This window comes from Rhodomicrobium sp. R_RK_3, assembly GCF_002198715.1.
In the GTDB taxonomy this organism is placed as follows: domain Bacteria; phylum Pseudomonadota; class Alphaproteobacteria; order Rhizobiales; family Rhodomicrobiaceae; genus R-RK-3.
The window spans coordinates 83,605-104,412 of sequence record NZ_MWLK01000034.1 but is presented as its reverse complement, the minus strand read 5'-3'; the positions used below and the strand labels follow the sequence as shown (position 1 = coordinate 104,412).

The following is a 20,808-nucleotide window of genomic DNA, read 5'->3' as shown; positions in this document are numbered from 1 at the left end:
CCTTACGGCGCGATGCATCGGCCGTGGCAAAGCTAACGCTTTGTTTCAGCCGCCGCTTTGCGGGAAAATTTGCGGAATTCAAGCGGGCGCGAGGGCTTCGTCTGGCGCATCGCCGCCGGCACAGGCCGCGCCGATGATCGGCGTCGCCAGCAGCCACAAGGCGAGCGCGGCCGCCGCGATCGCGCCCATCGCCAGGAACGCCGCCCAATAGCCGATATCCTCGGCGATCAGCCCCGCCAGCGCCGGGCTCGACGCGGCGCCGACGCCCTGCATGGTCATCACGGCGGCGAGCCCTGAATTGATGCGCCCGGTGCCGTTCAGGATCCGCGCGACCAGCCCCGGCACGGCGACGCCGAGCAGCCCCGCGCCGACGCCGTCCAGCACCTGCACCGGCACCAGCACCCATTGGTCGACGATGGTCCCCGCGATCAGCCCGCGGATCGGCAGCGCGACCAGCGCCAGCACAAAGACGATCCAATAGCCCCGCGTCTGCGCCAGCCGCGAGGCAAGCAACGCCATCGGGATCATGGTCATTTGCGCGATGATGACGGTGGCGGCGGTATAGGCGCTCGGATCGCCGGCGCTGCCCCGCGCGACCATCGCCTGGCCGAGAATCGGCAGCATGGCGGCGTTGGCGAGGTGGAACAGCAGCAGGGTCAAGGCGAGAACGATCAGCGGCTTCGATTGCAGCAGCACCAGGAAGCTGGAAGGGGCCTCCTCGGCCTCTCCCGTTTGCTCCTTCAGCCCGCGCGCGGCGTCATTGTCGATGTCATTGGGATCGATCCACAGCGTGGCGACGATCGAGCCGAGCGCCATCAAGCCCATCAGCACGAACACCGCGACGAGGCCGAACATATAGCCGAGGATACCGCACAGGATGGCGGCGAAGGCGTTGCCGGCGTGATTGTAGGCTTCGTTACGGCCGAGCTGGCGGGGAAAGCCTTTTTGGCGCACGAGGCCGAGCGTGATGGCGGCGATGGCCGGTCCTATGGCGGCCCCGGCGATGCCCGAGGCCATCTGCGCGGCGGCGGTGATGCCGAAATAGGGCAGGATGTAGTTCAGCGAGCAGGCGAGAATCACCGCGCAGGCCGAGAGGATGACGATGGCGCGCTTGGCGCTGGTGGTGTCGACGAGCATGCCGAGCGGCGTGGTCGCGGCGACGCCCGCGAGGCCCCCGAGCGTGGTGACGAGGCCGATATGGGCCGGCGACCAGCCGTTCTGCTGCAGGAAGACGCCGAGAAACGGCCCAAGCCCGTCGCGCACGTCCGCCATGAAGAAGTTGAGCGCGTTGAGCGCTACGAGGCTCTGGCCCATGGATCGGTCTCGCCTATCGGGGAACGCTCGGCATCTCTCGCGTCGAGGCATCGGTCGGAGCGGTCAGCTTACTGGCCGCGCGCTAATTTTTACTGAGCGGCACGCCGGTCCTCGACAACCCATCCTGGCGGCGCCGGTTCCACCCGGCGCTTGACAGGTGACCATATAGTCACCTATTCTCCGGCGCGTGACAGACGACGACCTCATTTTCAAGGCGCTTGCCGACAAGACGCGTCGCTTCCTCTTGGACCTCCTCTTCCAGCGTGACGGCCGCACGCTGAAGGAGCTGGAGTCCGGGCTCGCGATGACTCGCTTCGGCGTCATGAAGCATTTGAAGATCCTTGAGGACGCCGGTCTCGTCGTCACCCGCCGGTCCGGCCGGGAGAAGCTGCATTTTCTGAACGCGGTGCCGATCCGGATGATTCACGACCGGTGGATCGACAAATACCGGGAACGCGAGGTGGAAGCGCTGCTGGCGCTGAAAGCCGAGCTCGAAAACAAGGAAGACCCATCATGACGGAGAAGGCCGAGACCACCCAGGTCCACAAGATCGTCATCAAGGCCAGCGCCCAGGCGATCTGGGACGCGATCACCAAGCCCGAATGGACCGAGCGCTACGGCTATGGCGGCCGCGCTGCCTATGAGTTGAAATCGGGCGGGCGTTATGCCCACAAGGCAAGCGCGGAGATGGAGGCCGTGGGCCTGGTCGGCGAGATCATCCTCGGCGAGGTCATCGAGAGCGATCCGCCGAGGAAGCTGGTGCAGACCTGGCATCCGGTCTGGGACGCCGACAGCGCCGCGGAGAAGCCGACGCGCCTGACCTATGAAATCCTGGAGCACCCCAGCGGCATCTGCACGGTGAGCATCATCCACGATGTCACGGGCGCGCCTATCGTTGCGCGCATGGTCGCGGGCCAGGGCGATCCGGCCCAGGGCGGCGGCGGCTGGCCGTGGGTGCTCAGCGATCTCAAGTCGCTGCTGGAGACCGGCTCGCGCATGTAGGGTTCAAATAGGAGGCCCCTCACCCACCCGCCTTGGGGCGGGGAGCCCTCTCCCGAGTCTTACTCGGTCGTTCGCCATAAAGGCTCACGACACGCGGGAGAGGGCAGAAACGAGAGGGCCGTCCTTGCCCTCTTACCTCGCGGAGACATTTGCGTATCGTACGAACTCTCCCCTCGTCGTCCCGGAAGGCCGTCAGGCCGAGCCGGGACCCAATCATATGTCCGCTATCGCGGCGGCAAGTGGAGAGGCGAGTGGGCCCCGGCTCTTACGGCCGGGGCGACGGAATAAATTGCGGAGTTTTGCAATAGGTCTCCTTGCGGGAGAGGGCGGGCGCCGTCGGGCGACCGGGGGAGCGGAGCCGTGCGCTCAGCCAAGCGGCTTCTGCTCCAAACCACCCGCTTTCACGATGAACTTCACGACCTCGTCCAAACCCGTCCCAAGCTTGAGATTCGTGAACACGAAAGGCCGCTCGCCGCGCATCCGTTTCGTATCGCTCTCCATCACGCCCAGGTCCGCGCCAACCAGTGGGGCGAGGTCGATCTTGTTGATGATGAGCAAGTCCGACCGCGTGATGCCCGGCCCGCCCTTGCGCGGGATTTTCTCGCCCGCCGCCACGTCGATGACGTAGAGCGTCAGGTCGGCCAGCTCCGGGCTGAAGGTGGCGGCCAGATTGTCGCCGCCGGATTCGATCAGGCACAACTCCGCCGCCGGGAATTTTGCGTTCATCTCATCCAGGGCGACGAGGTTGATCGAAGCATCCTCGCGGATCGCGGTGTGCGGGCAGCCGCCGGTCTCGACGCCCATGATCCGCTCTTGCGCCAGCGCCCCGGCGCGGGTGAGGATCTGCTGATCCTCCTTGGTGTAGATGTCGTTGGTGATGACGAAGAGGTCGTAGGCGCCGCGCATGCGCTTGCATAGCGCCTCGACCAGCGCCGTCTTGCCCGATCCGACCGGGCCGCCAATGCCGATGCGCAAAGGGCCATGCTGCGGCGTGCTCATGCCATGCCTCCACTCGATGCCAGGATGAGAAAACCGCCGCCCAAAGCCAGGCACAGCGGCGAATAATAGAGCCGGTTATAGGTGGCGAAAGGCTCGGCCGCGTGGCGGCGGCGCATGGCCTCGCTATAGCCGAGCAGGCCGCGCAGCATGAACACCGCGCCGATCAGGATGGTCGCGGCGGCGATGACGACATGCGGCAACACGAGGCGCAAAAGCGGCGCGATCAGCAGCGGCCATGCGGCGACAGCGGCGATCAAGGCCGCGACGATCGCGGTGAGGCTCGCGGGTGGCATATGGGTGACGCCGACATTGCCGACGACGGTGCGGGCGAGCTCGGTCTGGTCGCGGCCGGGCCAGAGCCCGCCGAGCGCCCAATAGGCGTGCAGCGCGGCGATGGCGGCGAGGATGACGGTCAGCGTGGCGGCGACGAAACTCATGAGCGGAACAGCCTCGTATATTGGGTCTCATGCCGCATCGAGGCGATGTCGATCGTGAAGGCGGCCGAGCCGATCTCGTCGAGCCTCGCGGCTTCGGCCTCGCGCGCGGTGTCGATGATGGCGGGCTCCAGCGCGGCGATGGCGATCTGGCCGTCGGTCTGGCCGAGCGGCACGAGCCGGACGGCGGCGTTGACGAGATTGGCCGCCGTAGCGTGCAGATAGGCGGGCAGGGCGAGGCTCAGCGGGATGGCGTGGGCGGCGCAGGCGATGGCCGTCGCGATGGGAAGGGCAGGCGTGATCCGGCGGGCGGCGAGGGCGGTCGCGGCGGCGTCGAGCGCGGCGCCGGGCCAGGCTTTGCGGATGGTGGAGAGGAAAGCGGTGCCCTGCTGGCCGGCTTCGAGCGCGAATTCGGAGGTCGCGCGCAGGGCGCCGGCCAGTTCGGCGACGGCGAGGAAGTCGTCGAGGCCGGGCAAGGCGAGGGCGCGGTGGGCGCAGGCGAGCAGGATGGCGTCGCTGCGTCCGGAGCCGTGGCGGATATCGGCGTCGAGCCAGTCGACCAGCGCGGCGCGGTCCGTGACCGTGCCGTCCTCGACGGCCCATTCCAGCGCGTGCGAATAGCTGAAGGCGCCGGTCGGAAAGGCGGGCGACAGCCAGCTTTGCAGCCGCAGCAGTTTTACGGCGTCAATGCTCATGATCACCGTGGTGATGATGATGGCCGTGGCTGTGGCCATGCGAATGGCTCGCCGTCTGGCCTTGGCCGCCATAGGCGCCGCCTTCCGGCTGGAAGGGGGCTTCGATATGCGCCACCGCCGCGCCGAGCTGCATAAGCATCGCCTCGATGACGTGGTCCGGCCGGATGCGGATGGCGCCGCCGGTGATCTCGGCGGGCAGATGGCGATTGCCCAGATGCCATGCGACGCGGGCGAGCCGTGCGGCATCGGCGGCGGTGACTTCGAGCAGCGGCTCGGGCGCGGCCTTGACGCGTAGCCAGCTACCGTCTTCGAGCCGGAGGCCGCCGCCATCCGCCATCGCGACGGCCTTCGGCAGGTCGAGCAGGATTTCAGCGCCGGCGACGGTGGTCAGGCTGATGCGGCGGCGGTGGCGGGCGTCGAAATCCAGCAGCAGGCTGTCGGTGCCGGTCTGGTCCGGCCATTCGCCCTTCGGCAGATAGTCAATCGCTCGCATCACTCGCTCCGGATTACGCAACGCTTCGTTTATCAAGTTAATTCCGGCTTTTCAAAGCCGCCCTTCGACGGATTTGGGCTCGCTGAGGCATCTCATTCGCTACCGAAATCCCCGCGAAAGCGGGGATCCAGTACGCCGCAGCACGCCAGGTCAGGCAGACCGCGAATTTCGAGTTTGTGACTACTGGATCCCCGCTTTCGCGGGGATTTCGAGAATTGTTACTCCCGCATCAGCAGCACGTTCACCGCCTTCGCCACCACATGCACCTTGTCGCCTTCCTTCACGCCGAGAGCGTCCAGCGAGTCATTCGTCATCACCGAGGTCATGTGATACTCGGTCCCCTCCAGCTTGACCTCGACCTGGCACATCACGCCGCCGCGCTTGATGGAGAGGATCTTGGCCGGGATGTCGTTGCGGGCTCCGTGCAGCATGGCTGGCTCCTTTTTGTTGTTGCTGCACCGCAATCTGCCAGCATTCGCGTCCGATCAGTACATAAAATAGCGCTGCGCCATGGCCAGCACCTTGGCGGGCTCACAAGTGAGGATGTTGCCGTTGGCGCGCACTTCGTAGGTCTCCGGATCGACCTCGATCACCGGCGTCAGATTGTTGTGCACCATCGAGCGCTTGCCGATGCCGCCGCGCGTATTGCGCACCGCCAGCAGAGTCTTCGACAGCCCGTAGCGTCCGGCAATGTCGCGCTCCATCGCGGCCTGACTGGTGAACACGACCGAACTCGCCGTCAGCGACCGGCCGAACGCGCCGAACATCGGCCGCAGATATTCCGGCTGCGGCGTCGGGATCGAGGCGTTGGGGTCGCCCATGATGGCGGCGGCGATGGTGCCGGACTTCATCACCACGGCCGGCTTCACCCCGAAAAAGGCCGGCGACCAGATCACCAGATCGGCCAGCTTGCCGACTTCGACCGAGCCGACATACTCCGAAATCCCCTGTGCGATGGCGGGGTTGATCGTATATTTCGCGATATAGCGCTTGGCGCGCAGATTGTCGTTGCCGCCCTTCTCCTTTTCGAGCGCACCGAACTGCTTCTTCATCTTGTCGGCGGTCTGCCAGGTGCGGATCACCACTTCGCCGACGCGGCCCATGGCCTGGCTGTCGGAGGAGATGATCGAGAAGGCGCCGACATCGTGCAGAATGTCCTCCGCCGCAATGGTCTCCTTGCGGATGCGGCTCTCGGCGAAGGCGACGTCCTCGGGGATGCGCGGGTCCAGATGATGGCAGACCATGAGCATGTCGAGATGCTCGTCCAGCGTGTTCACCGTATAGGGGCGTGTCGGGTTGGTGGACGAGGGGATGACATGCGCCTCCCCGCACAGCTTGATGATGTCCGGCGCATGGCCGCCGCCCGCGCCCTCGGTGTGGAAGGCGTGGATGGTGCGGCCCTTGAAGGCGGCCAGCGTGTTCTCGACGAAGCCGGACTCGTTCAGCGTGTCGGTGTGGATGGCGACCTGGATGTCCATGTCGTCGGCGACCGACAGGCAGCAATCGATGGTCGCCGGCGTGGTGCCCCAGTCCTCGTGCAGCTTGAGCCCGCACACGCCTGCCTCGATCTGCTCGATGAGCGCCTTCGGCTGGCTGGCATTGCCCTTGCCGAACAAACCGATATTCATCGGGAAGGCTTCGATGGATTGCAGCATGCGCTCGATATGCCAGGGGCCGGGCGTGCAGGTGGTGGCGCTGGTGCCCGCCGCCGGGCCGGTGCCGCCGCCCATCATGGTGGTGACGCCGGAAAACAGCGCCTCCTCGATCTGCTGAGGGCAGATCATGTGGATATGCACATCGACGCCGCCCGCCGTGACGATCTTGCCCTCGCCCGCGATGATTTCGGTGCCCGGCCCTATGATGATGTCAACGCCAGGCTGCACGTCCGGATTGCCGGCCTTGCCGATGGCGGCGATGCGGCCGTCCAGAATGCCGATATCGGCTTTGACGATGCCCCAATGATCCAGGATCAGCGCGTTGGTGATGACGGTGTCGACCGCGCCCTCGGCCCGCGATTTCTGGCTCTGCCCCATGCCGTCGCGGATGACCTTGCCGCCGCCGAATTTCACCTCCTCGCCGTAGAGGGTGCGGTCTTCCTCGACCTCGATGATGAGATCGGTGTCGGCGAGGCGGATCTTGTCGCCGGTGGTCGGGCCATACATTCCGGCATAGGCCGCGCGGGAGATTTTGGTCGGCATGGGAGAACCTCAACGGCTATGGTGGGATGTCCGGGGACTCTTGGCAGTAAAGGCTTGCATCGGAGGGATTTATTCTCGCGAGAACCAGCGCGGCTTGCCAATCAGCAATGTGTCGCGCCCGATTTCATCTGGGGGAAGTTTTTGCAGATCGGCGGCGAGCTGGCGCAGGGCGGTCCAGGCGCCGGTCCGGTCGACCCGGCCGCCCTTCGCCGCGAACGCCGCGAAATTCTGGCGCGATAGCCGCATCGCGAGATCGCCGACTCGATCGCCGCGCGCATAAGCGCCTCGGTCCACGCCCATCGCCGCGATGCCGAGGATGACGGCAAGGATCGAAGGCAGCGCCCAATCGAAGGGGCCGGAAATCAGCGTCCAGAGCAGGATAATCCAGCCGAATTGCGCCAGCCAGCCGATCCACGCCAGCCAACCGATGTCGAAGCGCATTTGCAGGCCCTCGCGTTTTTCAAGGGCGGATGCCAGCACCTTCGGCGGCATGTCGAAGGCTTTGAGCGGGGTTGCCGGGGTAATGCGGAAATCGGGGTTGCCGGTCTTCAGCGTGCGGCGCAGGGCATAGAAGGCCATGGCGGCCATGCAGCGCGTATTCCCGGCATAGATCCTGCCGAGCCGACGCCAGATCGCATCGTCCAGGTCGCCGAGACTGCGCACGTTGCGCAGATCGGCGTCGGTCAGCCTGACGCCGAAGCTGCGTTCGATATCGGCGAGGAGGTACATTTCATCGCCATCGCCCAAGAGGCCGAGGTTTTTGCGGACGGCGACCGGCTTGGCGTCCGTGGCGCGGCGCGGGCGGGGTGAATAGGGCTCGGTCGGGGCTCTCATGGCATTCACTCTATGCCCGCCGCCCGCGCAATTGTCATCCCGGCCGTAAGCTCCGATGCAGGCCGCGCTGGCGATGTCTGGCGGCATGGCGCGACCTCAGCGGCTCTGGAGGGAGGTGCGGGCGATCATCGCCGCCGCGCCGATCAGCAGCATGCCGGCCAGGGCGTCGATGACCCGCTTGACCGACGCGCGCGTGGCGAAACGGCCAAGGCGGCTGCCGAGCAGGCTGTAGATGAACAGCACCGCATATTCCGTGAACAGGCCCGTGAAGCCGAGCGCGACGATCCAGAAGGCCGGAGCACTGGTCAGAGCGGCGAAGGCCGGCAGGATGGCGCAGTAATAGAGCAGGGCTTTCGGATTGCCGATCTGCATGACGAAGCTCGACCGGAATAGCTGCGTCGGCGTCGCCGCCGGGCGGGTGCGCAGTTCCGTCTCCGAGGCGCGCCACGCGCTCACGATTTCGCCGATGCCGATCCAGGCCAGATAAGCGACGCCGGCCCATTTGACCACGTCGAACAGCGCGGGGAAGGCGAGGAAAAGTCCGGCAAGCCCGAGCGCCGCCGCCATGACATAGATGGCGTTGGCGGCGAGGATGCCGATGATGCCCAATTGCGCGGGCCGCCAGCCATTGCCCATCGCGTCGCCCGTCACCTTCAGCACGGCCGGTCCGGGGGTGATGTCGATGACGAAGGTGGTGAGCGCGAACGCCAGAACGGCGGCAAAATCCATGATTTTCCTCTTATGCTCGCCGGCTGCGCCATTCCGCGGTGAGATAGGCGGCGGGGAGCGCATCGGCGTCGCTCTCGTCGAGGCCGGCGGCCTCCAGTTCGTCGAACCAGCGGTCGCGCTGCGAGGCGGGCAGGCGGGTGCCGCACCAGGGGCAGTTGTCGATCAGCAGATAGCCCGTGCCGCCGTCGCGGATCGGGATGCCGTATTCGTCGAAGGGCTCGTGATAGATCAGCGCCGTGTCGGGGCAGTCCATCGGGTCGGCGTGCTGGGTGCAGGTGAATTCCAGCGCCATCGCCATGCGCTGGCAACAATGCGTCACGCGCGCCAATGCCGGGCGCCATGGATAGCCGAGCGGCAGCCACATCACCCGGTGCGTGGGGAAGAGGCGGGCGGACATCAGCGCCCGCCCGCCAAAGTCAGATCATTCTCCCGACATGAATGGAAGCTGTGCGGACGGACCATAAATATAGCCGTCCTCCACCCAATATTCCTGATTCTGCTTCGGGCCGAGAATGCGGCCAGCTTCGATCCAGTATTTGCCGGAATTCTTCGGACCATAAATCCAGCCCTTGTCAATCCAATATTGGCCCTGTGTTCGGGGGCCGTAGATTCGATTATTAACAATCCAATAACCCGTATACATCTTCTCCTCCAGAACGGGAGGTGAACATGAACACGGATCGCTTTAGGGGTCAAGCCTGCCCATAACCCGTTGGTTGAAGCCGTAAATTTCGCGCGCCCCGGCATAGGGAACCAGTTGGATATCGCGCGTCTGGCCGGGCTCGAAGCGCACCGCCGTCCCCGCCGCGATGTCGAGGCGCATGCCGCGCGCGGCCTCGCGGTCGAAGCTCAGCGCGCCGTTGGTTTCGTAGAAATGATAATGGCTGCCGACCTGCACCGGACGGTCACCGGTATTGGCGACGGTCAGCGTGATCGAGGGACGGCCGGCATTCAACTCGATGTCGCCATCGGCCGTAAAAATTTCGCCTGGGATCATGTGGGGGCTCCGCAGCCTTCGGGTTTGAGAACGCGCCGGGTCGAGGCGGGATGTTTTTGCAGCATCGCGTCTGGGCGGACGGGGCGGCGCACCAACTCGCCGCCGCAATTGGGACAGAGGCCGCCGGCGAGCCGCGTCTCCACGCAATCGGCGCAGAAGGTGCATTCGTAGGTGCAGATGCGCGCATCCGGCGAGGATGGCGGCAGGTCCCGGTCGCAGCATTCGCAGGATGGACGGAGTTCAAGCATCGGCGTCTCCAAGAGCGGTTTGGGATTTACCTGTCATCCGTCCGCCATTTCTCTCTGTCGAAATTCCCGCGAAGGCGGGAATCCAGTAATCACAAAGTCTAAATTGGCACTCTGCCCAACCTCACCCGCGGCAGCGTACTGGATCCCCGCCTTCGCGGGGATTGCGAATAAGGTTGGTTCTCAAGTTCGACCTCCTAGCGGATCGGATGATGCACGGTGACAAGCTTCGTCCCGTCGGGGAACGTCGCTTCGACCTGGACTTCGTGGATCATCTCGGCGATCCCGACCATGACCTGATCGCGGCTGACGACCTTCGCCCCATCGGCCATCAGATCGGCGACGGCGCGGCCGTCGCGGGCGCCTTCCATGACGAAGTCGGTGATCAGCGCGACGCTTTCAGGGTAGTTCAGCTTGACGCCGCGCGCGAGCCGCCCCCGCGCCACCATCGCGGCGACCGCGATCATCAGCTTGTCCTTCTCCCGTGGCGTCAGATTCATGGTCTCTCTCCCGCAATGTCAGCACGCCCAGACGCGGGGCAGCGGCGCGGCGAAGCCGTCCAGCCCGTCACGAAAGGCGCGCAAGAAATCACTGACCGCGGCCCGAAGCTCGGCGGCGGCCTTCGCCGCGAAGCGGCAGATCATCAGCCCGTTGACGACGGTTGCGCCGGCTTTGCAGCCGGGGCGCGCGAGCAGGTCGCGGGCGCGGTCGAGCTGGCCGGCCGCGTCGGCGGCGCCGTAAAGGATGGTGGCGATGGCCGTGTGACCGCCGAGCAGCGCTGCGCGCGACGCGAGTCCGGCAATGTCGCCATCGAGGCGCAGGGCGTCGGCCCAGACCAGCCGACCGTCGCGAAAGACGCGCCAATTGTCGCGAAACGCGCCGCTTCGCACGGTCTCGCCCGAGGCGCTACGGCCGAGCAGCAGCCAGTCCATGGCGATCAGCCGGGCACTATGGCTTAAGCGGACTTCCGTGCTGCGATGCAGCCGTCCGCGGTCGAACAGAATGGTTTCCTGCGGCAGCCATTCGAGCGTCGCGGCATCGCGCGCCTCGATGCGTGTCTCGACCCGTCCGGCCGCGTCGATGGCGCGGTAGACGCGCTCGGCGGTCTGGGTGGTCGCCGTGAAGGTCGCGTCGCCGCTGGCCGAGACCTCGAAGCGCAGCCGGTCGCCGCCCGCAATGCCGCCCGTCGTGTTGAGGAAGACCGCCTCGCGCAGATCTTGGCCGTCGATGCGCGGCAGCAGCACCTTGCAGGGCGAGCGCTGATAGAGATCGGTAATCGCCACGCGGCGCAGCTCTCCCTTGACGGCGATGCGCGCCGCACCGTCGACGCGCTGCAAGTCCCGGTCCCGCACGATCACCGTCAAATCTTATCTCCGATCGTCTTTTTGTCGACGCTTACGTGGATAGGCCCCGGCTTGTGGCTCCCCCTCACCCGGCCGCTTCGCGTCCGCCCTCTCCCTCGAGGGGAGAGGGCAAAAAACGAGAGGTGCCTCCTTGCCCTTTCCCTGGGAAAGGGCTCCGGCCGTCACGCCGGTAAGTGAGGGGGCTTTGTCTTCAACCCAATGAATTCGCTCAGACGGTCAGATACCGCCTGACATCGCTTTCCACCATATCTTCGCGGGTTCCCGCAAGCACAACTTGCCCGCGCTCCAGCACTGCGAAGCGGTCGGCAAGGCGGCGGGCGAAGTCGAAATATTGCTCGACCAGCACGATCGCCATCGTACCACGATCCCGCAGCAGCGCGATCACGCGCTCGATGTCCTTGATGATCGAGGGCTGGATGCCTTCGGTCGGCTCGTCGAGGACGAGGACGCGCGGCTGCATGATGAGCGCGCGGGCGATGGCGAGCTGCTGCTGCTGGCCGCCGGAGAGATCGCCGCCGCGTCGGCCGAGCATGTTCTTCAAGACCGGGAACAGCTCGAAGATCTCATCCGAGATTTTGCGGGCGGCGCGCGGGATCGCCGCAAAACCGGATTTGAGGTTTTCCTCCACCGTCAGCAGCGGAAAGATCTCCCGCCCCTGCGGCACGAAGGCGATGCCGCTCCTGGCGCGTTCATAGGCCGGCAGGCCGGTAATGTCGCGGCCGTCATAGAGGATGGCCCCGCTCCTGACCGGCTGCTGGCCGACCATGGCGCGGATCAAGGTCGTCTTGCCGACGCCGTTGCGGCCGAGCACGCAGGTCACCTGGCCGATCTCGGCCTTCAGCGACACCCGGCGCAGCGCCTGGCTGGCGCCATAGAACACTTCGACGTCGCGCGCTTCTAGCATGCCCTACCTTCCAAGATAGACTTCGATGACTTTCTGGTCGTTCTGCACCTTGTCGAGCGAGCCTTCCGACAGCACGCTCCCCTCGTGCAGCACCGTCACGCGCACGCCGAGCGCCCGCACGAATTCCATGTCGTGCTCGACGACGACGACGGAGCGGGTCTGGGCGATGTGGCGCAAGAGTTCTGCCGTGCGCTCGGTCTCGGCGTCGGTCATGCCGGCGACGGGCTCGTCCACCAGCAGCAGATCCGGCTCCTGGATCAGCAGCATGCCGATTTCCAGCCATTGCTTCTGGCCGTGCGAGAGCGCGCCGGCAGGGCGGCCCTGGTCGGCGGCCAGGCCGATGATTTGCAGTGTTTCGGCGATGCGCGCGGCCTGTTCGCCCTTGAGCTTGGCGAACAGCGTATCGAAGATGCCGCGCGGCGATTTCAGCGCCAGCTCGAGATTCTCGAACACCGTATGGCCCTCGAACACCGTCGGCTTCTGGAACTTGCGGCCGATGCCGAGGCGGGCGATGTCGGCCTCGTCGCGCTGGGTGAGGTCGATGGCGCCGCGAAACAGCACTTCGCCGGTATCGGGCCGGGTCTTGCCGGTGATGACGTCCATCATCGTGGTTTTCCCTGCGCCGTTCGGGCCGATGATGGCGCGCATCTCGCCCGCCGTCACATAGAGGCTGAGATTGTTGAGGGCCTTGAAGCCGTCGAAGCTGACGCTGACGCCGTCGAGATAGAGCAGCGTTTCATTGGGGACGATTTTTCCGGTCGCTGGTTCCATGAGCTCACTCTCCCGGGCTGCCGGCGAAAGCGCCGGGCGAGGGGGCCTCGTCACGTTTCCGGCTGATGAGGCCGCGCCCGCCTGCCAGTCCTTCGCGGATGCTGCCGACGACGCCCTTGGGCATGAACAGCGTGACGAAGATGAACAGCCCGCCGAGGATGAACAGCCACAGATCGGGAAAGGCGCCGGTGAAATAGCTCTTGCCGTAATTCACCAGCACCGCGCCGAGCGCCGCGCCGAACAGCGTGCCGCGTCCGCCGAGCGCCACCCAGACCACGATCTCGATGGAGTTGGCGGGCGAGAATTCGCTCGGATTGATGATGCCGACCTGCGGCACGTAGAGCGCGCCCGCAATGCCCGCCAGCACGGCGGAGACGACGAAGACGAACAGCTTGTAATGCTCGACGCGGTAGCCGAGGAAGCGCGTCCGGCTTTCGGCGTCGCGGATGGCGGCGACGACGCGGCCGAGCTTCGAGGTCACGATATAGCGGCACACCAGATAGCCGAGCGCCAGGGCGATGCCGGAGGCGATGAACAGGGCCGCGCGGGTTTCGTCCGATTGCAGGTTGAAACCGAGAATGTCCTTGAAGTCGGTCAGGCCGTTATTGCCGCCAAAGCCCATATTGTTGCGGAAGAAGGCCAGCATCAGCGCGAAGGTCAGCGCCTGGGTGATGATCGACAGGTAGACGCCCGTCACGCGCGAGCGGAAGGCCAGCCAGCCGAAGACCAGCGCGAGCACGCCCGGCACCAGCAAGACCATCAGCATGGCGAAGGGGAAGATGTCGAAGCCGTACCAGAACCAGGGCAGCTCCTTCCAGTTCAAAAACACCATGAAATCGGGCAGGTTGGCGTTGCCGTAGACGCCGCGCGGGCCGATCTCGCGCATGAGATACATGCCCATGGCATAGCCGCCGAGCGCGAAGAAGGCGCCGTGGCCGAGGCTCAGGATGCCGCAATAGCCCCAGACCAGATCGACCGCGACGGCGAGCAGCGCATAGCAGAGATATTTGCCGAGCAGCGGCACCAGATAGGTCGGCACGTGAAACGCCGAGCCGGGCTCGGTCGCGAGGTTCAGGACCGGCACGGCGATGGTGACGGCGATCACGACGGCGAGGAAAATCCAGCCGCCGCCATCGATCGGGATGCCGAAAAGCGGGGTACGGCGCGGCGCGTCTTCCATGCTCATGCCTCCACCGACCGGCCTTTGAGCGCGAACAGACCGCGCGGGCGCCTTTGAATGAACAGGATCACCATCACCAGGATCAGGATCTTTCCGAGCACCGCGCCCGCCCAAGGTTCGAGGAATTTATTCAGGATGCCGAGCGACATGGCGCCGACCAGCGTGCCCCAGAGATTGCCGACGCCGCCGAACACCACGACCAGGAAGCTGTCGATGATGTAGGACTGGCCAAGGTTCGGCGAAACGTTGTCGATCTGGCTCAGAGCGACGCCCGCGACGCCCGCGATCGCCGAGCCGAGGCCGAAGGTCATCGCATCGACCCAGCCGGAGCGGATGCCGACCGAATTGGCCATCGGCCGGTTCTGCGTGACGGCGCGCATCTGCAGGCCGAAGCGGGTGAAGCGCATCACCAGCATCAGCGCGATGAAGACAATGGCCGTGAAGACCACGATAGCGATGCGGTTCGAGGTCAGCGTCAGGCCGTTGGTGATCTCGACCGTGCCGCTCATCCAGGACGGCGTGCCGACTTCGCGGTTGGACGGGCCGAACAGCGAGCGCACCGTCTGCTGCAGCATCAAACTGATGCCCCATGTGGCAAGCAGGGTTTCGAGCGGGCGTCCATAGAGGAAGCGGATGATGCCGCGCTCCATGGCGATGCCGACAAGGCCGGCGACCGCGAAGGCGGCGGGCAGCGCGACGAACAGCGAATAGTCGAAGGCTTCCGGCGCGTGGGCGCGGAACAGCTCCTGCACGAAGAAGGTGGTGTAGGCGCCGATCATCACCATCTCGCCATGCGCCATGTTGATGACGCCCATCACCCCGAAGGTGATGGCGAGGCCGATCGCGGCGAGCAGCAGCACCGAGCCGAGCGAGATGCCGTACCAGAGGTTCTGGACGTTGTTCCACAGCGCCAGGGCGCCGGAGACGTCCTCGATGGCCTCGGCGGCGGCGGCCTTCAGATCGCCCTGCGCCGACGCTTCGAGATTTTGCAGGAGGCTGAGCGAGGCCTGGTCGCCGCGCGCGCCGAGGATCTTGACGGCGGCGATCTTCTCCGCGTCCGGCCGGCTGCTTTTCAGCACGGCGGCGGCGCGCGCCTCATCCATCTTGGCCTTGATGGCCGGGTCGGTTTCCTTGGCGATGGCGGCGTCAAGCGTGCCGAGCGCTTCCGGATCGGGTTGGTTGAACATGGCGGTCGCCGCATCGCGCCGCACGGCGGGGTCGGAGCTGAGCAAGGTCAGCCCGCCAAGCAGCGCCTCGATGGTCCGGCGCAGCGCGTTGTTGACCTTGACGCCCTCGATATCGCCGCCCGTGGAGACGCCGGCTTCCTTGCCGGTCACCGGGTCGATCAGCGTCACGGTGCCGGAGACGGTGCGGCCGATGAAGACCTTATTGTCAGCTTTGCGCAGGTAAAGCTCGCGGTCGCCGAGCGCTTTCAGGACCGGCACCGCGCGCTGGTCGCCGGTTTGGGCGAGCGCGTTGGCGGCGCTGGTGCGTTCGTTGAAACTTCCCTGTCCGAGGGCGTTGATGGCCGCCTCGATGTCCTGGGCGAAGGAGGGGCGCGGCACCAAGACGGCCAGCGCCAGTAAGAGGAGGAAAGCGGCCCGCTTCATTGACTCTCCCGCATGATCCGTCTGCCGACGGTGGCATTCAAAAACCCCCTCTCCCATGGGAAGAGGGTTGGGGTGAGGGGGTAATGCCTCACCGATCGTTTGTAACCCCTCACCCGGCTCGCTGGCGCGCGCCACCCTCTCCCCACCGGGAGAGGGATGAGGAGGGCCGAGGCGCGTGGAACGCCCCGGCCGCAATCGTCAGTCGCGTTGCCTTAGCTGGCCTTGCCGCCGCACTTGCCGGTCTTCACGTTGAAGTTGCCGCAGGACAGGGGCTTGCGCCAATCGGAGATCAGGTCCTTGGAGTCCGGCAGGAAGTCGGACCATTCGTCGCCGACGACGAGGCCCGGCGTCTTCCACACGGTCTCGAACTGGCCGTCCGCCTGGATTTCGCCGATCAGCACCGGCTTGGTGATGTGATGGTTCGGCATCATCGCGGAATAACCGCCGGACAGGTTCGGCACGGAGACGCCGATCAGCGCGTCGATGACGGCGTCAGGCGCGGTGGTGCCGGCCTTCTCGACCGCCTTCACCCACATGGCGAAGCCGATCACATGGGCTTCCATCGGGTCGTTGGTGACGCGCTTGGGGTTCTTCGTATAGGCCTTCCACTTCTCGATGAAGGCCTTGTTGTCGGGCGTGTCGCCGCTCATGAAGTAGTTCCATGCGGCCAGATGCCCGACCAGCGGCTTGGTATCGACGCCGGCCAGCTCTTCCTCGCCGACCGAGAAGGCCACGACCGGAATATCGGTCGCCTTGACGCCCTGGTTGCCGAGTTCCTTATAGAACGGCACGTTGGCGTCGCCGTTGATGGTCGAGACGACGGCGGTCTTTTTGCCGGCGGAGCCGAATTTCTTGATCTCGGAGACGATCGACTGCCAGTCCGAATGACCGAACGGCGTGTAGTTGATCATGATGTCTTCTTGCGCGACGCCCTTGGACTTCAGATAGGTCTCAAGGATTTTGTTGGTCGTGCGCGGATAGACATAGTCGGTACCGGCCAGGACCCAGCGCTTCACCTCGCCGCCGTCCTTGCTCATCAGGTAGTCGACGGCCGGAATCGCCTGCTGGTTCGGCGCGGCGCCGGTGTAGAAGACGTTGCGGGAGCTTTCCTCGCCTTCATATTGCACCGGGTAGAACAGGATGCCATTCAGCTCCTCGAACACCGGCAGCACGGATTTGCGCGACACCGAGGTCCAGCAGCCGAAGGTCGCCGCGACCTTGTCCTGGCTGATGAGCTGGCGGGCTTTTTCGGCAAACAGCGGCCAGTTGGACGCCGGGTCGACGACGACGGCTTCGAGCTTCTTGCCCAGAAGGCCGCCCTTCTTGTTCTGCTCGTCGATCAGCATGAGCATGACGTCCTTCAGCGTCGTCTCGCTGATCGCCATGGTGCCGGAAAGAGAATGGAGGATGCCGACCTTGATCGTATCCTGCGCGGCGGCGGGCGCAGAAAGCATCCCGGCGACGATTGCGGATGCTGCCAAAGTCTTTAACGCGTGCCTGCTTTTTAACATATGGGAACGCTCCCCTTCCTTAATTATTGCGAAGTGGGATTATGCAAAGCGTATGCCATGCGGTTTCCGCCCGGCGGCGGGCGCAGGCAACGCGCTGAAATTATATGAAATCCCACTGCCGCGCCGATGGGCAGACGGCGAGTTGCCTAAACCGCAGGCAGGTGCCGACGCACAAACAGGCGTCTGACTGTCTCTGAGGCAGCGGCGGCTTCGCCTCGCCCCTTGCTCCCGTTCCACCTTGCGCAGACAATGAGGCCAAAGCGGCGCGGCAGATAAAGCGTCCGAGCGAATTGGGAGGACGTTCGATTTGGGCAACATCAATCTGTCGCCGGGTCTCGAGAAGCGGGCCGCCAATTATGTGCCTTTGACCCCGCTGGAATTCCTGCGCCATGCGGCGACGATCTATCCGAACAAAACCGGCGTCGTGCACGGCCAGCGGCGTTTGAGCTGGGGTGACGTCTATCGCCGCGCCCGCGCGCTCGCTTCGGGGCTCGAGCGGATGGGTGTCGGCCATGGCGAAGTGGTGTCGATCATCGCCGCCAATACGCCGGCCATGATCGAGGCGCATTTCGGCGTCCCCGGCGCCGGAGCGGTGCTGAACACCATCAATATCCGGCTGGACGCCGCGACCATCGCCTACATCCTCGACCATGCGGAGAGCCGTGTCCTGCTGGTCGACACCGCCTTCGCCGAGGTGGCGCGCGCCGCCGTCGACCGCCTCGCCGAAAAGCCGCGCATCATCGAGATCGACGATCTCGGCCTCGGCCCCGCCGGTCTCGGCGAGATCGAATATGAGGCGTTTCTCGCCGCCGGCGATGCGACGCGCCCGTTTACCCTGCCCGATGACGAGTGGGACGCCATCTCGGTTAACTATACCAGCGGCACCACCGGCCATCCGAAAGGCGTCGTTTATCACCATCGTGGCGCCTATCTGAACGCACTCGGCTCGGCACTGACCTTTTCGCTCAAGCCGGAAAGCGTCTATCTCTGGACGCTGCCGCTGTTCCACTGCAACGGCTGGAGCTATTGCTGGGCAGTGACGGCGCTCGGCGCGCAGCATGTCTGCCTGCGCCAGTTCGATCCGGCTCTGGTCTTCAAGCTGATCGAGGAGCACCGCGTCAGCCACATCTGCGGGGCGCCCGTCATCCTCTCCGGTCTCGTTCATGCGCCCGCGGAGGCCAAGCGCCGTTTCGGCCATGGCACTGTCGAAGTCGCGACCGGCGGCGCGGCGCCGCCCAGCGCCGTCATCGCGCAGATGGAGGAGATGGGCTTCAACGTCACCCACCTTTACGGCATGACGGAAAGCTATGGGCCATCCACGGTCTGCGCCTTCCACGAGGAATGGCGCGAGCTGCCGCTCGCCGAACGCGCGGCGAAAATGGCGCGTCAGGGCGTGCCCATCGTCACCCATTCCGCCGCCGATGTGCTCGACGTCGCGACCGGCGAGCCGCTTCCGGCCGACGGCGTCAGCATCGGCGAGGTGGTGATGCGCGCCAACACCATCATGCGCGGCTATCTGAAGAACCCCGAAGCCAGCGACGAGGCTTTGCGCGACGGCTGGCTGCATAGCGGCGATCTCGGCGTCATGCATCCGGACGGCTATATCGAGATGAAGGACCGCGCCAAGGACATCATCATCTCCGGCGGAGAGAATATCGCCTCGCTGGAAATCGAGGAGGTGCTGTACAGCCATCCGATGGTGGTCGAGGCGGCCGTCGTCGCCCGGCCGGACGAGAAATGGGGCGAGAGCCCCTGCGCCTTCATCCTGCTGAAGCCGGAAGCGGCCGGAACCGTCAGCGCTGAGGACATGATCGCCTATTGCCGCCAGAACATGGCAAGCTTCAAGATCCCCAAAACCATCATCTTCGGACCGCTGCCGAAGACGGCGACGGGCAAGATCCAGAAATTCGTGCTGCGGGATCAGGCCCGGGCGTTATAAGCCGGAAGCCATTGCCTTTAATCCGCCAACGCGGACGCAGAGCCAGATCCTAACGGGAGGCACCCTTGGACAATATTTTCGACCTGACCGGCAAATCCATCCTCGTGACCGGCGCCTCGAGCGGGCTCGGCCGGCACTTCGCCGTGAGCCTCGCCAAGGCGGGCGCCGCTATCGTCGGTGCCGCCCGCCGCGAGGACGCGCTTGCCGCCCTGGTCGCCGAGATCGGGGCCGCAGGCGGCAAGGCGTATGCCTTAAAGATGGACGTCACCGACATGGGCTCGGTGCGCGACGGTGTCGCCGAGGCGGTACGGCTGACGGGCGGCCTTGACGGCTTGGTCAACAATGCCGGCGTGAACGCGCGCGGGCCTCTGCTGGAACAGACCGAGGCGAATTGGGACAAGGTGATGAACGCCAATCTCAAGGGCGTCTTCGCCGTGGGCACCGAGGTCGCGCGGGCGATGGTGGCGCGCGGCAAGGGCGGCAGCATCGTCAACATCGCCTCGCTGCTCAGCTTCCGCCAGACTCAGAACACCACGCCCTATGCGGTGTCGAAGGCGGGCGTCGTGCAATTGACCCAGCAAATGGCGCTGGAGCTTGCCGAATACGGCATCCGGGTCAACGCTGTCGCGCCGGGCTATTTCGAGACCGACCTCAACCGCGCCTTTCTGGCCAGCGAGGCAGGCATCCGTCTGACGAACCGCATCCCCATGGGCCGCACCGGCAATTATGACGAGCTTACCGGCCCCATGCTGCTGCTGCTGTCGGACGCCGGCAGCTACATCACCGGCAGCACGATCTCGGTTGATGGCGGGCATCGGGTGAATTCGTTTTAGCTCAGATGCGCGCGCCGGATTGTGGTTCGCGCCATCTCCGCATAGATAGCGGAGAGCAGCTCCTGGTCCGGCCGCTCCCAAGGCTGCAAATTGTGCATTTGACGCGCGATCTGCTCCGCTTGCCGCTTCATTTCATCCGGAAGCGCTTGGGAAAAGGTCAGGTCGATGAAGTCGTCCGGTCGGGGGATCGGGTGCTGGTGCTTTCGCGCGGCCGCGATCCATGCTTCGATCGCGCCGCCCACATTCTCCAACGCTTCCATGGGGGTCGCGCCATCTGAAAGACAACCTGGCAGATCGGGCACGATTGCGACCCAGCCTCCGCCATCACTTTCGCTGAGTGGGCGCAGCAGCACAGAATAATTATGTCTCACTGTCATCGAAGCCTCCTGCGCAATCGTCAATGAGCTCGACGAACTGCTTGATGTAAAACGGCTTAATGCGCCCATGAGCCGGAATTGTCAGAAATCTTTTCTCGATCGGATGCGCCACCGTCCAGTGACTGCCGCCGCTGGGCGGCTCTAGGACCAGATGAAATGCGTGACAAACCACACGAACATCGTCGATCGTCCAATCGCCCTTGGGATTATTGCGCATCTGCGCGAGCCGTTTCTTACCTTTCCCCATCAATCGGCAATAGCTGATTTGCCGACAGTCGTCGATTTATTTACATAGTGCTTGCTAGGTTACTTTTCGACCCACTAGACCGCCCTTTTGCTAATTCCACATTCAAGGCAAGATTCGCTTTAATTGGCGTTA

At 65.0% G+C, this 20,808-nt stretch carries 26 protein-coding genes; 4 read left to right on the top strand and 22 right to left on the bottom strand.

All coding sequences use genetic code 11. The annotated features are described in order from the left end of the window. Positions 1–78: 78 nt before the first annotated feature. Positions 79–1,314, bottom strand: coding sequence for an MFS transporter (locus BLEFHOIH_RS21225; RefSeq protein WP_245297126.1), 1,236 nt, complete (start codon positions 1,312–1,314; stop codon positions 79–81). Between the two features lie 187 nt (positions 1,315–1,501). Here BLEFHOIH_RS21225 and BLEFHOIH_RS21220 point away from each other — a divergent pair, with 187 nt between their 5' ends. Beyond that, a complete protein-coding gene (locus tag BLEFHOIH_RS21220) occupies positions 1,502–1,831 on the top strand; it encodes a helix-turn-helix domain-containing protein (protein WP_088348032.1) in 330 nt (109 codons plus the stop codon). Further along, complete coding sequence (locus BLEFHOIH_RS21215; protein WP_088348031.1) at positions 1,828–2,316, top strand: SRPBCC domain-containing protein; 489 nt, start codon at positions 1,828–1,830, stop codon at positions 2,314–2,316. Before BLEFHOIH_RS21220 ends, BLEFHOIH_RS21215 begins: the two co-directional genes overlap by 4 nt. Before the next feature lie 366 nt (positions 2,317–2,682). Here BLEFHOIH_RS21215 and ureG read toward each other — a convergent pair whose 3' ends face one another. From ureG to urtA, 19 genes are all read right to left on the bottom strand, one after another. Next, entirely contained in the window at positions 2,683–3,315 is a 633-nt protein-coding gene (gene ureG, locus BLEFHOIH_RS21210; protein WP_088348030.1) for an urease accessory protein UreG, read from the bottom strand. After that, positions 3,312–3,752 (bottom strand): DUF3995 domain-containing protein, encoded by a 441-nt coding sequence (locus BLEFHOIH_RS21205; RefSeq protein WP_088348029.1) that lies wholly within the window; start codon positions 3,750–3,752, stop codon positions 3,312–3,314. The genes ureG and BLEFHOIH_RS21205 overlap by 4 nt, the downstream gene beginning before the upstream one ends. Next, positions 3,749–4,483, bottom strand: a complete 735-nt coding sequence (locus tag BLEFHOIH_RS21200) for an urease accessory UreF family protein (protein WP_245297125.1) — start codon at positions 4,481–4,483, stop codon at positions 3,749–3,751. Before BLEFHOIH_RS21200 ends, BLEFHOIH_RS21205 begins: the two co-directional genes overlap by 4 nt. Then, positions 4,434–4,937 carry an urease accessory protein UreE gene (ureE, locus tag BLEFHOIH_RS21195; RefSeq protein ID WP_088348028.1) on the bottom strand — a complete coding sequence of 168 codons (504 nt, stop codon included), beginning with the start codon at positions 4,935–4,937 and terminating at the stop codon, positions 4,434–4,436. The genes BLEFHOIH_RS21200 and ureE overlap by 50 nt, the downstream gene beginning before the upstream one ends. Positions 4,938–5,155: 218 nt before the next feature. After that, the gene (locus tag BLEFHOIH_RS21190) at positions 5,156–5,368 is read right to left on the bottom strand and encodes a TOBE domain-containing protein (RefSeq protein ID WP_088348027.1); all 213 of its coding nucleotides are present in this window, start codon (positions 5,366–5,368) and stop codon (positions 5,156–5,158) included. A 54-nt stretch (positions 5,369–5,422) separates the two neighbouring features. Next, complete coding sequence (gene ureC / locus BLEFHOIH_RS21185) at positions 5,423–7,135, bottom strand: urease subunit alpha (RefSeq protein WP_088348026.1); 1,713 nt, start codon at positions 7,133–7,135, stop codon at positions 5,423–5,425. Positions 7,136–7,204: 69 nt separating this feature from the next. Then, positions 7,205–7,969 carry a hypothetical protein gene (locus BLEFHOIH_RS21180; protein WP_125461844.1) on the bottom strand — a complete coding sequence of 255 codons (765 nt, stop codon included), beginning with the start codon at positions 7,967–7,969 and terminating at the stop codon, positions 7,205–7,207. 96 nt (positions 7,970–8,065) lie between these two features. After that, complete coding sequence (locus BLEFHOIH_RS21175) at positions 8,066–8,698, bottom strand: LysE family translocator (protein WP_170937310.1); 633 nt, start codon at positions 8,696–8,698, stop codon at positions 8,066–8,068. Positions 8,699–8,708: 10 nt separating this feature from the next. Then, positions 8,709–9,095 (bottom strand): hypothetical protein, encoded by a 387-nt coding sequence (locus BLEFHOIH_RS21170; protein WP_210191774.1) that lies wholly within the window; start codon positions 9,093–9,095, stop codon positions 8,709–8,711. 24 nt (positions 9,096–9,119) lie between these two features. Next, the gene (locus BLEFHOIH_RS21165; RefSeq protein ID WP_088348023.1) at positions 9,120–9,341 is read right to left on the bottom strand and encodes a hypothetical protein; all 222 of its coding nucleotides are present in this window, start codon (positions 9,339–9,341) and stop codon (positions 9,120–9,122) included. A 42-nt stretch (positions 9,342–9,383) separates the two neighbouring features. After that, positions 9,384–9,695: an urease subunit beta gene (locus BLEFHOIH_RS21160; RefSeq protein ID WP_088348022.1), complete on the bottom strand. Its 312-nt coding sequence runs from the start codon at positions 9,693–9,695 to the stop codon at positions 9,384–9,386. After that, complete coding sequence (locus BLEFHOIH_RS21155) at positions 9,692–9,943, bottom strand: DUF1272 domain-containing protein (RefSeq protein ID WP_088348089.1); 252 nt, start codon at positions 9,941–9,943, stop codon at positions 9,692–9,694. The genes BLEFHOIH_RS21160 and BLEFHOIH_RS21155 overlap by 4 nt, the downstream gene beginning before the upstream one ends. A 194-nt stretch (positions 9,944–10,137) precedes the next feature. After that, complete coding sequence (locus BLEFHOIH_RS21150) at positions 10,138–10,440, bottom strand: urease subunit gamma (protein ID WP_088348021.1); 303 nt, start codon at positions 10,438–10,440, stop codon at positions 10,138–10,140. A gap of 18 nt (positions 10,441–10,458) precedes the next feature. Then, positions 10,459–11,298 carry an urease accessory protein UreD gene (locus BLEFHOIH_RS21145; protein WP_245297134.1) on the bottom strand — a complete coding sequence of 280 codons (840 nt, stop codon included), beginning with the start codon at positions 11,296–11,298 and terminating at the stop codon, positions 10,459–10,461. Positions 11,299–11,512: 214 nt separating this feature from the next. Further along, positions 11,513–12,208, bottom strand: coding sequence for an urea ABC transporter ATP-binding subunit UrtE (gene urtE, locus BLEFHOIH_RS21140; protein ID WP_088348019.1), 696 nt, complete (start codon positions 12,206–12,208; stop codon positions 11,513–11,515). 3 nt (positions 12,209–12,211) lie between these two features. After that, positions 12,212–12,979 (bottom strand): urea ABC transporter ATP-binding protein UrtD, encoded by a 768-nt coding sequence (gene urtD / locus BLEFHOIH_RS21135; RefSeq protein WP_088348018.1) that lies wholly within the window; start codon positions 12,977–12,979, stop codon positions 12,212–12,214. A 4-nt stretch (positions 12,980–12,983) separates the two neighbouring features. After that, positions 12,984–14,159: an urea ABC transporter permease subunit UrtC gene (gene urtC / locus BLEFHOIH_RS21130; protein ID WP_088348017.1), complete on the bottom strand. Its 1,176-nt coding sequence runs from the start codon at positions 14,157–14,159 to the stop codon at positions 12,984–12,986. A 2-nt stretch (positions 14,160–14,161) separates the two neighbouring features. Continuing rightward, positions 14,162–15,769 carry an urea ABC transporter permease subunit UrtB gene (gene urtB, locus BLEFHOIH_RS21125; protein WP_088348016.1) on the bottom strand — a complete coding sequence of 536 codons (1,608 nt, stop codon included), beginning with the start codon at positions 15,767–15,769 and terminating at the stop codon, positions 14,162–14,164. Between the two features lie 212 nt (positions 15,770–15,981). Beyond that, positions 15,982–17,223 carry an urea ABC transporter substrate-binding protein gene (urtA, locus tag BLEFHOIH_RS21120; RefSeq protein WP_245297133.1) on the bottom strand — a complete coding sequence of 414 codons (1,242 nt, stop codon included), beginning with the start codon at positions 17,221–17,223 and terminating at the stop codon, positions 15,982–15,984. Between the two features lie 364 nt (positions 17,224–17,587). On the opposite strand from urtA, the gene BLEFHOIH_RS21115 reads away from it, so the two are divergent. After that, on the top strand, positions 17,588–19,219 hold the full coding sequence (locus BLEFHOIH_RS21115; protein WP_210191775.1) for a long-chain-fatty-acid--CoA ligase: 1,632 nt from the start codon (positions 17,588–17,590) through the stop codon (positions 19,217–19,219). A gap of 65 nt (positions 19,220–19,284) precedes the next feature. Continuing rightward, the gene (locus tag BLEFHOIH_RS21110; protein WP_088348014.1) at positions 19,285–20,052 is read left to right on the top strand and encodes a glucose 1-dehydrogenase; all 768 of its coding nucleotides are present in this window, start codon (positions 19,285–19,287) and stop codon (positions 20,050–20,052) included. On the opposite strand, the gene BLEFHOIH_RS27570 is transcribed toward BLEFHOIH_RS21110, so the two are convergent. Together BLEFHOIH_RS27570 and BLEFHOIH_RS21100 are read right to left on the bottom strand one after the other, a co-directional pair. Beyond that, positions 20,049–20,429, bottom strand: a complete 381-nt coding sequence (locus BLEFHOIH_RS27570) for a type II toxin-antitoxin system HicB family antitoxin (protein WP_088348013.1) — start codon at positions 20,427–20,429, stop codon at positions 20,049–20,051. The two genes, BLEFHOIH_RS21110 and BLEFHOIH_RS27570, sit on opposite strands and share 4 nt — an antisense overlap. Continuing rightward, positions 20,413–20,646, bottom strand: a complete 234-nt coding sequence (locus BLEFHOIH_RS21100) for a type II toxin-antitoxin system HicA family toxin (RefSeq protein ID WP_210191854.1) — start codon at positions 20,644–20,646, stop codon at positions 20,413–20,415. The genes BLEFHOIH_RS27570 and BLEFHOIH_RS21100 overlap by 17 nt, the downstream gene beginning before the upstream one ends. Between the last annotated feature and the right edge of the window lie 162 nt (positions 20,647–20,808).